Source organism: Wolbachia endosymbiont (group A) of Alloplasta piceator, assembly GCF_964028505.1.
GTDB lineage: Bacteria > Pseudomonadota > Alphaproteobacteria > Rickettsiales > Anaplasmataceae > Wolbachia > Wolbachia pipientis.
The window spans coordinates 623477-638398 of record NZ_OZ034793.1 but is presented as its reverse complement, the minus strand read 5'-3'; the positions used below and the strand labels follow the sequence as shown (position 1 = coordinate 638398).

General features: G+C 34.1%; 8 protein-coding genes and 1 pseudogene. 1 reads left to right on the top strand and 8 read right to left on the bottom strand.

Translation table 11 applies throughout. The features are described 5' to 3' along the window. Positions 1 to 22 precede the first annotated feature (22 nt). The 7 genes and pseudogenes from ABWU31_RS03165 to ABWU31_RS03135 form a co-directional block, all read right to left on the bottom strand. Positions 23 to 4243: a hypothetical protein gene (locus ABWU31_RS03165; RefSeq protein ID WP_353271361.1), complete on the bottom strand. Its 4221-nt coding sequence runs from the start codon at positions 4241 to 4243 to the stop codon at positions 23 to 25. 28 nt (positions 4244 to 4271) lie between these two features. Further along, positions 4272 to 5561, bottom strand: coding sequence for a hypothetical protein (locus tag ABWU31_RS03160; RefSeq protein ID WP_353271360.1), 1290 nt, complete (start codon positions 5559 to 5561; stop codon positions 4272 to 4274). 184 nt (positions 5562 to 5745) lie between these two features. Further along, positions 5746 to 7380, bottom strand: a pseudogene (locus ABWU31_RS03155) (phage tail tape measure protein); the annotation flags it as partial. A gap of 164 nt (positions 7381 to 7544) precedes the next feature. Next, positions 7545 to 8507 (bottom strand): IS481 family transposase, encoded by a 963-nt coding sequence (locus tag ABWU31_RS03150; protein WP_353271359.1) that lies wholly within the window; start codon positions 8505 to 8507, stop codon positions 7545 to 7547. Between the two features lie 251 nt (positions 8508 to 8758). Then, positions 8759 to 8974 carry an IS1096 element passenger TnpR family protein gene (locus tag ABWU31_RS03145; RefSeq protein ID WP_353271358.1) on the bottom strand — a complete coding sequence of 72 codons (216 nt, stop codon included), beginning with the start codon at positions 8972 to 8974 and terminating at the stop codon, positions 8759 to 8761. Between the two features lie 384 nt (positions 8975 to 9358). Next, positions 9359 to 10441: a hypothetical protein gene (locus ABWU31_RS03140; protein WP_264339566.1), complete on the bottom strand. Its 1083-nt coding sequence runs from the start codon at positions 10439 to 10441 to the stop codon at positions 9359 to 9361. 197 nt (positions 10442 to 10638) lie between these two features. Further along, positions 10639 to 11094, bottom strand: a complete 456-nt coding sequence (locus ABWU31_RS03135; RefSeq protein WP_141456730.1) for an Hsp20/alpha crystallin family protein — start codon at positions 11092 to 11094, stop codon at positions 10639 to 10641. A gap of 302 nt (positions 11095 to 11396) precedes the next feature. Between ABWU31_RS03135 and ABWU31_RS03130 the strand changes: the two genes are divergently transcribed. Then, a protein-coding gene (locus ABWU31_RS03130) for an IS630 family transposase (RefSeq protein WP_353271382.1) occupies positions 11397 to 12360 on the top strand; the annotation gives its coding sequence in 2 pieces (ribosomal slippage) (positions 11397 to 11810 and positions 11812 to 12360; 963 coding nt in all). A 179-nt stretch (positions 12361 to 12539) separates the two neighbouring features. Here the strand turns inward: ABWU31_RS03130 and ABWU31_RS03125 are convergent. After that, on the bottom strand, positions 12540 to 14798 hold the full coding sequence (locus ABWU31_RS03125) for a hypothetical protein (protein WP_353271357.1): 2259 nt from the start codon (positions 14796 to 14798) through the stop codon (positions 12540 to 12542). Positions 14799 to 14922: the final 124 nt, after the last annotated feature.

The window sequence follows — 14922 nt, the reverse complement described above, 5'->3', positions numbered from 1 at the left end:
TCTGGACGAAGAGTATTACCGTTTATTTTTCCAAGACCAATACCATAGCAACAACATTACTAGGGTCATTATTTAAAGCTTTCCAAGCTCCTTTAGCTAGACTATTAACCATTTCCTTTCTTGCTGCAAGATGTTGTACATCTTGTGGTACAGGTTGAAAAACAAATGTATGCCAAAAAATACGCCAATTTTCATCATGGGTTGTATCATACTTTTTCTCGTACTCCACGATATTGCTAACACCACTATAAATTCCATAACCTACCATGAGCCCAAACCCAACTGCAATACCAACTACCGGCATACTTGCTGCTGTAAGAGCAACACCAGAAACAAATGACACACCAGAAAAAGATATAGATGCTATATTATCTCTTATTTCCTTTTCTCCACATGGATTATCACTATCCTCTCTTTTTTTACAATCAACAAGATTACTTGCTGACATACCTATATCAATAATATCAAAAACACCAGCTATAGCTCCTGCCGTACCTTTTGCTATTGTACTTCCAAACTTTACACCTGCAATCCGAATAGCAAATTTTGTCTGTTTACCCAGAGTGCCTGATACAATTTTTCCTGCAACCTTTTCAGCTGATGCTACAACTTTTGGAGTAATTTTAACCATTACATTCTCAATTGGTTGAGACGCAAAAGACCATCCTATCCCACCTAAATTTAATCCACAATCTGTTGCTGTTCCATCCTTACAAGACACAATGGCACCATGGATTCCTCTTATTAATTGTATCCCACCTGCAGCATTCATTAATCTGCTTTTTAATTTCGGGCTTTTTATTAAACCACTATTTTGCTGTGAAATGTCACCGTGCAAATTCTTAATACGTTCATTTTCAATATAACGTCCGTACCCTTGATCTTCAACTACCTTATCAAATAAGTACTTATGATTACCTTCGATATTTTTGTCTCCAACAAACTCTACTAGCTGAGCATTTTTCTTTTCACCTTGACTACTTTTGACATAAGTTAGGAACTTTTCACTATCAATTATAATCTTATCTATATTATTTTCATCTACCCTTCCCTTAATAAACTTTTTTACATCATCCAATGAAAATAAACAAGGATTAATACTTCTTCTTTTTCTACTACCTTGTTTTACACAATTATTCAGGTCAAATTTCTTTCTAGGTGCTTGTGTCCCAGCAAGTACAGCCTCTAAGTTAGCTATACGTTGTGGATCTATACTTAATATGTTTGAAATATCTTCTCTCATACGTATAAAATTATTTTCTCTTCTTTGAATTCGCAAATGGTTACGTATTTCATCAGGAATATTACTTAATCTATTTCCTTGCAACACGGTATTAATATCTCTAGCGTTTTCTAACGCCCATAAGCCGCAATTATAACCATCTCTTTGTTGAATAACAGAAACATCATGAACAGTAATTTGAACCTTCTGTAAAACTTGACGAATATTATCTGGAACATTACTACCCAATGAGTCTACATAATATCCATTATATTGCCCATTTTGATGGGAAATGACTAACGTAACCCAGTGATTATTATTCAAATTAACAATTAAAGTTAATGGCCTTTTTTCACCACCTCTTACGCTATTCTGAAACTGTTGCAATTGGTTAACTATATGTTCTGGTGATCCCACTATTTCAAATAATGTGTCAATTCCATAATCGTATTTTATTCTTGCAATATCAGCTATATCATGTTGTTGAAGCCAATAGTGATAATCTTTTTCTGCTGTTGCAGATTCTAATGTACGTAGATTCTCCTCTTGTATACCAAGATTTTTCAACTTCTGGATTACTTCTTGTCCTCCTCTTAAATGTTCTCCCTTAGATATATCAATAGATTGTGCTACTTGATCAGTAGGAATCACATGTACAGAACTGTGCACTACTATAACAGGAGTGAACTCATCTTTGCTTCCCAGAATAAGAGAATTTGCACTATTTGCTCCTTTATCGAATACAACACCCATAAAATCCACTTCATTCCCATCTGTAAGCGTTTTATAAGTAACACCCTTCGTATACTCATCAGCGATTTGTCTATTTGCCTCATCTTTTAACGCATCAGTTGTCTTACCTTCCCTTGGTCCTTTGAGCTCTAACCCTACGGGAGTATATTCCCTAGCATTGCTATCATCACCTGCGAACTTAATACCATGAACTAGCATATCAATACGTTTTCCCCTTCCAGTTTGAAACTCTGTTAATACTAACGCCCTGTTTTCTTGTGATCCTCCTAGCTTTATATCACTATAGTGGCTAAATGCTCCATGAAACACAGCTTGGGTATGTGCTTCTTTTTTTATTAAATCTTTAAAAGGCAGCATTGCCTCACCTACTTTTCCAAATAACTCCTTATATTTGCCTATTGATTGAGATTGATCTTGTGAAGAAGCAAGCTGAGACTTCAATACCTCATCAAATGTTTCCTTTAATTCGACAGGGTAAGGAATATTCTTAAAACCACCTTTAAACTTATCAGATTTTTTACCATTATACTCTCCTAGAGAAATAGGCTCACTAACCTCCATACTAAAATATTTTTTAAAATCTGACTTTTCATTAATGTTGAAATTGAGGTCTAGTTCGACTATTTCTCTATTTCCTACTTTTTGCTTAAGTTGATCAAGAGGAATGCCTTTTTTAAATACTTCAGTCCTTCCATCTGTTTCAACAATATTCATCACATAAACGGATTTTTGATCATTGCTTGGAATCAATACCATTGTCACAACTCCATGGCTTTGATCCAAGTGAGATGGTTGACCGGCACCTTGCCCTTTACTTTTCTGATCTTTAAGACGTTGAGATTTAGGTTCAGGTTGAGCTTCGGTAGGTATATTTTCTCCATAAATAAAAACGTGCTTTTTAAAACTGCTTTCTAAAACTTGAACTTCATTTAATAACAGGGACTGCCCTAACAAAAACCTACTAAAATAATGATTATCTCCCTTCTCTCCTGTACCAGGAAATGTGTGATAGATACGTTCTATATTATTCTGAACTTTCTCTTTCAGACCCTCTTCATTAACTCTACCATTATTTCGTCCATCAATAGATATCAATATTTCATTAAAAAGAGGAGTGATTTCTTGATCACGTGACTTAGCAACGATATTCGAAACAGGAAATGGATGGTCAAGGTTTAAACCAACGCATAGCATGTCATTTGCAGTAGTTAAAACTCTCATTACATTCGGTTGAAAACCTTTTGTATAATCCTCAGCTTGCTTTAAAGCAGCAGCTGGTGTAGTTCCACTCTTTTCCCCTATTTTACCTTCTTTTAGCTCTGCTTTAGTAGCAGCCTTCATCTCTATAATAATAGGAATAGCATTTAATGACCTATCCTTACCACGTGGCACTAAAACAATATCAGCGTAACCTCTTCCTGCAAACTGCTCTAGATAAACCCTAAGATTGTGTCTGTAGCGGAAATTCACTAAAGCACCCGCTACAAACCCATGATGTGCTGCTTCTCTTGTTCCTTGAGCATAGGCAAGTGAATTCTTATATTCAGAGTGAATTTTACTAACTTTTTTTAGAATATTTTCAACAGGCTTTTTCACTTTTTCCACATCAGGATTAGTCAGCTTAGCTATATCACTTTCTGGATTATTCCATAACCCCTTTTTTATTTCCTTAAACTCATGTGTTGCAGAAGTATTCTTATCCAACTTGTCATCTTTTACTTCAACAGATATTTCCCCTGTGGCTTTAACAATTTTTACTAATTTAACTTTAAGATCATCTTTAGCACTTCTCACATGTTCATTCTGTGCAGGTAAATTTGATTGACCCAGTATCTCTTCTAGCTCACCATAGGTAAATTTTTTACTCTTACTATCATTCTTACCAAACTCTGAAATCACAAAAAGATTTACCTTCTCAATCGCGCTTTTCTGATTTGTAATACCACCTTTTCTTATAACAGCCACTTTCAGAGTTTTCGAACCATCAAAACTAAAATATATTTTTTCAATATCTAGCTTTTTCGCAATCTCTGTATCTATCAAAGTAGAAAAGCTTCCTAAAAAGAAATGCGGAAAAAACCCTTCTTTACCTACTGAATGTAAATATGATGGAATTTGATCGATATATGACTGAAACCTTGCTTTGAAAGATTCAAAATCACTTCCTTGTTGAGTTGAAGTACTTGGGCTAGCTCCTGCATTTGAACCTGCTTCTCGAATCAACAACTCTATTAATTCAAAACCTTGTGGTTTCTCTTGATTTGGCACAAAATCCTCCAACAATATATAATGTTTTTTACTTGCCTAGTCTTACATTGGACTTACCATACGTTTTTCTAACTTCTACTTCAACTAAATCACCACTTGGACCAGGTTTGTTCTTTTTATCAAGCCCTTTATCAGCAGACTTACCATAGGCTAAAAACTTACTTAATGATTCATTATCTCCTTGCTCTAATATAGAACGTATATCATTTGCTTTTTCGGAAGACATGAACTCCTTGATTTGTCTAGAACTAGCCTTATCTAACATTGCCCATACTGGCTCCGTAAAACCTTTTTCAACCAAATGCACTGAAAATTTTCCTTGAAAAGAAGAATCTTCCATCATTTCCTCGTCCAATGTGAAAGTACGATGATTATCAAATCCTTCTTTTTTCCACATATGCATAAAAACTTCCACACCAGCACCTAAATAATGCTCTGGACAGTCCTTTATCATGAATTTCAACCAAAGAGAGTAATCATCTTCTGAAATTTCACTTGATTCTAAACAATCAAACAATTCCTGAAATTTACCAAAATTGGGCATGTCTTTCATTTTATTCAAAGATCCATAATGACGATTTTTCTCTAAATCTCTTCTTAAAAGCTCTGGATATCTATTAGGACTTACCTGACTCAGGAAAAACTCAAATATATCAGGATAAATGCGAAAACTAGGTCCTGCCGTACAAGCTGCATTTTTCATCAAGATCTCATCCTTCTTTTGAACACTTATTTCATCTTCAGGCAAAGATTTTATCTTATTCCAAAAGAACTCAACTGCTTCTACTCTTTTCCAATCTACCGCACAATCAAGCCCATACTCATATGGATGACGGCCTTTTAAATCCAATTTATCAAGGTACCCACTAATAAGATGTGACCAAAACTGTGCTATAGGACCTTCTCCACAACACCTAACTAAGTGATGATACTCAAGCAAGCTATCATTACCTTGAGCCGACAATTCCTCTTTTCTTTCCTCAAATATAGCTCGTATTTCATCCTCCAAACAACACTCACATGCAATTTTGTATCTACTTGCCCTGCCAAAAGCATTATCTGAATCTGGTAGTATAGTAAGCCTTTTACCTACCTCCCGTCTATTAAGCTTGACTCCATGTAATCCTCCTACTTCCTCCCAAGACTCCTTATCAGATAACACTTGTGCAATAAGACTGTGTCCTTTTTGACCACTTCTTTCAATTATTTTCGAATGTGTATAGCACCAACGTTCAATCTGAAGGAGCTTAGATGCCCTATAAGGATCATCTTCCTTAATAGATGAAAACAAAACTTCTGAAATATCCCGACGGTCCATAATTACCTCCTTTTGAACAACGAAAGAACATTGTATTCTTCACGTACCATAATGAATAAGTCCAATATATTCTAGGTATATTATCCCACCTTTAAAACTTGTCAATTACTATTATGTATAGAAAAATTTTCTAACCCAAAGTAGTTTTAGGCAAAAGACCCTTAATAGACTCAATACATGACATTTTATTTATGGGTTTTATTATCGATTTCCAAAAGCTAGAGAAAAAGTCTTTTACCTTTTGCCAGTTAGTTATAACAAGTGCTGCGCCAGTGACAAGTCCAGTAATTAAAAGTCCTATAGGGTTACTCATTATAGCGAGTGTTACTGCTCTTAGTCCTGTTACTACTGCAGGAAAAACTGTAGCTGATAAAAATGAAAATACTCCAAGTAGGTTTGCTTTCAGACTAAAAATCGTACTTCCTAGCAATGTAAATCCGTATCCTAGTCCCACTGCTACAACTTTTAAACTTATCAAGGCTGCTACAGTACCCATGATTGCTTTGGTTAAAGTTGGATATTTTTCTGCAAATAACGCTATGCTTCTAGTTTTTTCTTGTAAAAATTCAGCTATAGATTTTAAAGTAGGCAGCATCACTGAACCCAGGTTCATACCAACTTCAGCTATTGCGTTGCGAAGAAGTCGTAATTTACTGGCTGTGGTGTCTACACGGTTTTGAAATTCTTTCTGCAACGAGCTCTTGTACTCTTCTGTGTCAGATAGTAACCTTATAGCATCTTCGTATTTGTTAAAACTTCCAGCTAATAATGCAATATCATCTTGATATTCCTGACCGAAAAGTTTCATAAGGATTGTAGAACGTTCCTGGTTATCCATTTTCTTTAGAGCTTGAAAAAAGTAGAGTAATGCTTCTTCGCCGTTTTCGCTTATTCTTTGTACTATTTCTTCTGCAGTTATGCCCATTTGCTCTAATGCTGCTTTAAAATCCCCTCCTTGTTCTTCAGCAGTCTGAAGTTTACTAAGTAGAGCATTTATAGCAGTTGCAGCTTTTGCTGGTTGTTTACCTAAACTAACGAAGGCATTTACTAAACTACTTGTTTCCTTGATGTCAAGACCAAATTGTTTTGCAGTACCACCAACTATTGCTAGAGCTTCAACCATATCTTTTGCTTTGGCAGCAGTGTTATCTGATAAGTGATTGATTACATTACCAACGTATTCCATTTTACTAACATCAATTCCATAAACGTTAGAGAGTTTAGCTATAGAATCACCTGCTTGCTCTGCAGACATATCAAATGCTGTAGACATTTTTGCCACTGTTTCTGTAAACATAAAAAGATCTTCTTTCTTGATACCAAGTTGACCACCACTTGCAGCTATTTGTGCCAGTTCTGCGGCTGATAATGGTATAGTACGTGACATCTCTTTTAACTTCTTTGCAAATTTAGTTGCTTCATCCGTTCCTTTTTTAAAATCTACCACTTTTGTAACATCAGCCATAGCACTTTCAAAGTCAATTGCAACTTTAACTGGAGCTGCAAGCGTTAGCCCTAGCCCAATAGTCTCTATAATTTGTGACTTAAAATGTGCTTTGCTTGCTAAAAAACTTTGGTGACTACGTATTGCAGATCCAAGCTTACCATACTTACCTTTTAATACTTCAATAGAAGAGCCAAGTTTATGTTGGTCACTTACTAAGTACTTAATATTTCTTCCACTTTTTCTTACTTCTTCATTAAATGAATGCAAAGCATCTCTCTTTTTCAAATATGCTTCTTTTGCTTTTATTGCAGAGGTTTTGGCCTTGTCAAATTCTGCTTTTAAAGTTTTGCTCGGTTTCTCTATTGCCTTCATTTGTTTAGCTAAAGATTTTACTTGATCTTCAAAGCCTTTCCATGACCTCTTGCTAGTCAAAACATCATGACCTAACTGCTTAAACTTTGATACTGATTTTAAAGATGAGTCAAGCTTTCTTATATTCTCACCAAGATGAGTAAGTTGACTGCTACTTCCTTTTATTACAGTACTGAAACTGTGTATGGTCCCAGAGTGTGATGGTGTGGATTTAGTATAAATAATTCTGGAGACTGTGTCCACTGATAACATATAAATTCATAAGGAGTAAGACCCTTAAGAGTTTTGAGTCTCTTTGCATAATTATAAGCCATAACAAAGTTATAAAGGTGTTCTTTAAGTTGCTGGTGCGATTGATAGTAATACTTCTTAACTGTAGCATCCTTTAAAGTTTTATTCATACGCTCGACTTGCCCATTCGTCCAAGGATGGCTAACTTTTGTCAAACGATGTTCAATAACATTCTCTTCGCAAACTCTATCAAATATATGTTGGAAAGCATACTTATGACGCTTCTGGTTTGTAAATTGTATACCGTTATCTGTCAAAATAGTATGGATTTTATACGGTAAAATTCTAATCAAATTACGTAAGAACTCAGCAGCTATGGGTTTTGTAGCACTGTTACACAACTCAACATAGGTAAATTTGGATGTCCTATCAATAGCAACAAACAAATGTAATTTGCCCTCCTCAGTTCTAACTTCAGCAATATCAATATGAAAGTAACCGATAGGATATTGTTTGAATTTCTTTTTTGACTTAACTTCTCCATCAACAGTTGGTAATCTGCTAATGTTGTGTCTTTGTAAACAACGATGCAAGCTAGAGCGAGTCAAATGCGGAATTGTAGACTGCAGAGCGTAAAGGCAATCATCTAGTGGCAGTAGTGTATACTTGCGAAATGTAACTATTATAGCTTCCTCTTCTAGCGTTAAAACAGTTGATCTTGGATGCTTTGGACCCATATCAGCATCTTTCGTAAATGAACGTTTTCTCCACTTAATAATAGTTTTTGGATTAAGGTTATAATGCTTGGAGAGTTTTGCTATGCTCTCTTTTCTATTTTGTATTGCTCTACGAATCGTCTGTGTTGTTTTGGCGCACCCATGTAATATCTGTCCCATAATGACTCCTTAAATGATGATGATAGTATACCATCACTCTCTGGGACCATACATCAACTCTTTTATTTCCTTATATTTCACCTTCAGATATTTGATCTTACACTCCTTCTCTCAATTTTGAAAGGAGTCTATTGATGCTGCTACGCTTCTGCTTTTAATTGGCTACACCTGCTAGATTAACGATATTGTGCCTATTTTAACATCACTGTCATCAAAATATAAAGAGGTTGCTTAACTTTTACCTGCTGTGGTTACTCCTCATCGTCATAGTCAGGATATTGTGGAGGAGCCTCTCCTTGCTTTTTAGTAACTTTTGGATATCTTGTTCCAGCTTCTGCTTCAATAATGCCACAACATTCTACTAAAAATTCCCAATTATCGCCATAATCAAAAAGAAAAATCATTTTTTTATCTGGCTCAAAAACCTTGTAGATATAAGAATTTTTGACGCTTTTTTCATTAGGCATAAACTATAATCAGTATTATAAAATAAAGTGTATACTTCATTACTTTCATAAATATCGTTTATGTTACTATAAAAACCAAATTAATGATCTAACTCAAAACTAAAGACCTTTATGATAGTTTCTGCAAATTTATAAAGACAGCTTTCAATTCCATCTCACGGTAGATTTTTTTGTCTAGAGAAACTTTAAATAAGTATACTTTCTTTTTCTTATCCACTTAATTTATCTTTAACTTACATTAAATTAACCAATAGCAAAAAAACAACACAAGTCAAACATAACCTTACCCACATATCTTACCCTATTCGGACTATTAGGAGAAATGCTATACTTTAGAAAAAGCTTAACTGAACTTTCATTCGTTCTGACAACACATACTTACTTTTAATGACCGATGATATGGTCGTTGCTGGAAATAGGCGTTCTTAGGCCTTGAAGATGACTGTTTACTTTCGGCAAATCGTCTAAATCATGCTCTATTTTTTGTGTTTCCATCTCAAATTTAAATCCCAATTTTTCACAGAATTTTTGAAAGTATTCTCTAATAATAGAGAGCAAGTTTCTATCTCCTTCTTTATAATTTTTTAATTCCTTGGGAACAGTGAGTGATAATTTACCGTCTTTATAGGTTACACCATCTTTTCCATCTTGAGACTCAAGTGTAAATTCCAGTGAGGTGGATAGACCACATATTTTTTCCCCTGGATTATCAAATTTGATTACAGGTATTTCCATATCAGACTTTACTCTTATGTTATTATGGTCAGTGTAATCAATATTCATTACTTTGTCAGGGTCTTGCGTTGTTAATCGATAATTGCTAAGTGCAGAGTGATATTCAATAAATATACCTGCTAAGTATCCTGCTTGATTACAATTAGTAACTAGTTCTTCTAAGATAGGGGCACTCGGAACTTCTGCTTCAGCATATTTAAACATTTCCTTAAAAACTTCCTTTACAAATGGTCGGTAGTTCTTATTCTCATCTCCTACTTTGAGTAATAGATGCATATGCTCTCTTCCAGCATTGTAAAATCTCTCAAAATCTCTACCGTACGAATTGGTTTTCTGATAATCAGGAATTTCAGGATTTTCACAATGACTTTCCCACAATTCACTTAACGCGTTATATGCAAGTTCTTTTTCAAGATCCTTAAGGACTGAATTAACAAAAGCCCTGCCATGATCTTTATCTATTTCTCTTTGTTTTTTGCTTGCGGCTTCAGCGCTATATATATCATAACTATTAAAAAGGTTGCTTTTGCGATATTTCGCTCCTTCCATTAACACAGAGGTTAAAACTGTATCTATAATCTTTCCATTAATAACAAAGTTCATTCTTGGAAGATCGAAATACATTGTTTCACCAGAGTGTGCTGATTTATTGCTCTCGCCAGCCTTTAATTTACTAAAGCTAAATTCTTTAATTTTAACCTTCAACGTAACTATTGGATTTGCTTCTGTCATAGTCCGTACTTATTAAAGCCCCTAAGCTTGATTATAACATAAGAACCATTAATAGATTATTAACAACACCTAAACGCAACAAAGGCCTTACACCATCTGTACAACAAATACGCAAAGACAATAGAACTTTATTATATTCTATCTATAATGATTCAAAATAGCAAGCCTCAAACTAGAAGCCTGCTACCACTTACTGGTTACTTTACATCAATCTTCTTGATGTGTTTCTCTGACTTAGGTATGGTTACATGTAATACTCCATCTGAAAAACTAGCAGATACTTTATCTCGCTCCACATTTACTGGAAGCTGAATAGACCTATAGAAAGAGCCATAGTACCTTTCTCGATGATAAAACTGCTTATCTTTTGACTCGTTATCACATGTCTTTTCACCCTTCACTATTAAGCTATCGCCAGATATACTAATATCTATGCTTTCTTTGGAAATACCTGGTAACTCTAATGAGAGGCAATAGCTTTCCTTTGTTTCATAAAAGTCACAAGCTGGTAATAGACTGTTGCTTCTTCTGGAAAGCTCTGGATTCCATCCTGTAAAGAAGCTATCAAATATGTCATCAACGGCCCTTTGTAACCCTCTTACACTAAAGTTATCACGGTTATTGTTTTTATTTGAATGAACTATATTACTCATGTTGTACCTCCTTTCACTAATATGTGCATTATGTAATCATTCCACTTGTTAGTTTCAATACCTTATACCAAATATCATAAATAAGTAGGCAAATAACTCACAGAACAAATAGTTTTGATCGAACTTTCCGTAATATTACGAATGAATGCACATATAGTATCCTCCAATAAACTAATACCAATTCCTAAAAATAAATAGACAAATAAAGAAAAATTTCTAAAATAGAACAATTTAAGAATTAGTGAGGAGTTATGGCAGGAAAAAGTAAAGCAATAGGAGAAGAATGATATAATAAGTGTAACCTGGAATTAAAGAAGCACGGAATAAGAGGAGAGATAGGAAGAAGATTACAGGCAATAATATCTGGAAAAGAATATGGAATAACAAAAGTTGCTCAAATATACCGAATTACTAGAACTACATTGATGAAGTGGATTACAAGATTTAAGGAACGAGGAGTCGATGCGTTTAAAATACAACCAGGACGTGGAGTAAAGCCGAAGTTGAGCTACAAGCAGCAAGAAGAAATTAAAAATGTCATAGCAGAAGAAGGAGCCAACCTAACGGCTAAGAAATTAAAAATCATAATTGAGAAAATGTTTTCTATTGAGGTAAGTAAGTCTACAGCACATGGACTGATGCAAAAGTTAGGTTTTTCGTATATTACTCCAAGGCCTGTGCACAATAAACAGGACAAAAATAAACAAGAAAAGTTTAAAAAAAAATCTTAATGAAACTATTGTCACGTATCCCGAAAAAGAGCTATTTTTCTTCGATGAATCGCGGTTTGGCACACATTCAAAGATTGGACACGGGTGGTTTAAAAAAGGCATTAGGACACAGGTTAAGGTGAAATTAGGTAGGCAAAACTTTTATCTCTATAGTGCAGTTAATCCTAGAAATGGAGAGACTTCTAGTTTATTCGCACCAAACGTCAATACTGATTGTATGAATATATTCCTTGAGCAGATGTCACAATATTTAGGAACAAGGGAGGCATTTCTTATTGTGGATTGTGCAGGATGGCATAGATCCAAAGGTTTAAAAATACCACAAAATATTACCTTAATCTACTTACCTCCATATTCACCAGAGTTAAATCCAGTAGAGCGTTTATGGCAATATTTGAAAGACAATCTCATTAAAAATAGAATATATGACTCTGTTAGTTTATTGGAGGATACTATATGTGCATTCATTCGTAATATTACGGAAAGTTCGATCAAAACTATTTGTTCTGTGAGTTATTTGCCTACTTATTTATGATATTTGGTATTATACCTAAATTTTGGATGAGTGATAAAAAAGCTAGAGGAAGAATGGACTATGGATTTGTCGAATTGGACTTTGAATACTTGATATCTTCTTTCCAGATAGATTGAAAACGAAGTTGTATAAAAAATGCTGCTTTGAATGGTTATTTTTGAAATATTTGAGCCTGATTTTTAAATTCCCCTTTCATTTACTAACTGATTGCAATAAGCTTCTTTCATAAAGCTAGATGGAACATATGATTTTTCTATTGTACAATCTGACTGTTTCATAGTTTTAGCTAACTCTTCAGAAACGTCACTGTTTATTTCAAAATAACCATCTTCTATGCCTATAGAAACATTTTTTCCTCCTAAAAGACAGCTCCCCCCTAAACTTGATTTATCCTCCAACTTACTAAAACGTGCTATGCTTTCTTCGTTGGCGAGCTTTACTTCTATTTTATTATTATCTCTATCACTAGGAGATAAATAAACACTGACCTTCCCAAAGTAAGTAGTAAAAGACATTTCAATTCTACCCTCCGAAATGTCGGTGTAATTCCTAACTCCTTCTTCATTTTCAACTCTAACTATACTTTCTCCAACTTGAAGCATACCAATTTCCAGACCTAAATTTTTAGCTTTTTTATTGTTGAATATTCTTGCAACTTCGACAACACTATCTTTTGGATATTTTATACAAAAGTGTCCATTGTCCATCTCTAACTCAAAATCATGATCATCAGTTTTTACACTTACGTCTACGATACTTTTGTACACCAAGTCCTTAAGTTCTAAAAGTATTTTTTCTCGTTGATCTAGAGCGTATCTATCTGAGCAAATTATGTTCACGAAATCGCCATGTTCTTCATCGCTAAATCTATTTAAAGACGCACCTCTTGATACTATTTGCAATATCTTTTTCTCATCTAAAAATCCATAAATTCGGGTAGTATCGTAAGAAAAATATAGCTTTTGCAATGTATCAATTATGCGATCCACTAAAGATATATTAGCTTTATACGGAAGAGTGAACATTACTCTTTGTTTCAGCGCCTCGCTTACAATTTTATCAAGTCTTTTATTGCACTCTTCATAATCCTCTTCATTACCATAGTTACCCAAAGCATCCAATTCATCATGAATATTATCTATTTTTTGCCAAATACTTTCATATTTTTCTCTTTCTCTTTCTCTTAATTTTACTTTTGCTAAGGAAAAAGAATCTTTTTTACGTATTATGTTTGCATTGTAGACTAGTTGACCGTAGGTCCTACCAACAATTTCATCATAATCAAAGCAATAGCTAACATTATAGTCACTTTCACTAGTTGATTCCTGATCATTGCTACTTTCATCGTCATCTTTATTCCATACTTCAATATCGTAATCAGTGTTTTCAAGGTTTTTGTCTTCACTTGTTCGATAATCTTGATTGTTTTCTACTTTTTCGTACAGCCAGGTTGATTTTTGATCATCGCTACTTTCATCGTCATCTTCATTCCATACTCCAATGTCGTAGTTAGTATTTTTAGGTTTTTTATCTTCACCTGTTTGATAATCTTCTGCTTCTCTATATAGCCATATTGATTCCTGGTCATCATTATCATTGATACGCCTCATTTCCACTTTTGTTGTAGACTGAGGTCTTACTATTTCTTTTCTTACGTTTTCTTTGTTTAATTCATCTTCAAGAGACACTTCATTACTAATATAGAAGTTTTTCTGTTTTAAACTCTCATTTTCATTCTGCAATGAACTAAATTCTGCAAACAGTTCTTCACGCTCTGATAAATAAACATAGAGCTGGCCTATTACATCATTAAGTTCCTTATCTTTTTCTAATATCTGGTTTTCATAATTACTCTTCAAATCCTCTATACTGTCTACCAGCACTACACTTTCTTTTCTTAGTCCACTTGAGTTAGATTCAACCAAATTTAACCTTTGCTGTAACTCTTCATTTTTTTTGTCTATCATCTGTATTTCACTCTTCATATCTTCTAATTTGCTGTCCAAGTTCCCTATTATGTCATTTTTATTCTTCACGTCCAATAATACTTTTTCTATTTCTTGTTTTAGCTGTTCAATTTCTTGGCCATTTTTAGTTAATTCTCTTGTTTTTCTTTGTAATTGAGCTTCAAGATCTTTAATTTTCTTTTCTAGGATCTGATTTTTCTTGCTGAGCTCTCTCACTTCTTGATCATACTCTTCCGCTATACCTTTATAGCATTCCAAGAGCTTTTCATTTTTCTTGAGATCAAAGTTTTCTTGTTGCAGCCTTTCTATTTCACCATCTGAATTATCTATTACTTGGTTACCCTCACTACCAATCTCAAATATCTCTTCAGAAGTAATCGTAAAATCTTTAAATACGCAAGGCAAAGTAGTGTCTTCAAGGTTATTACTATCAAATGAGTTATATTGTACTACCTGCCTTGAACTAGGCATACTTATACCTTTCTATTAACAAAGGCACACAATGCATTATATTTACTATATACGCAACTGATTTAAACATAATTTATTTACTAATTCATATTGTGAATTTTTATAAAATAGGTTTATATGCAAA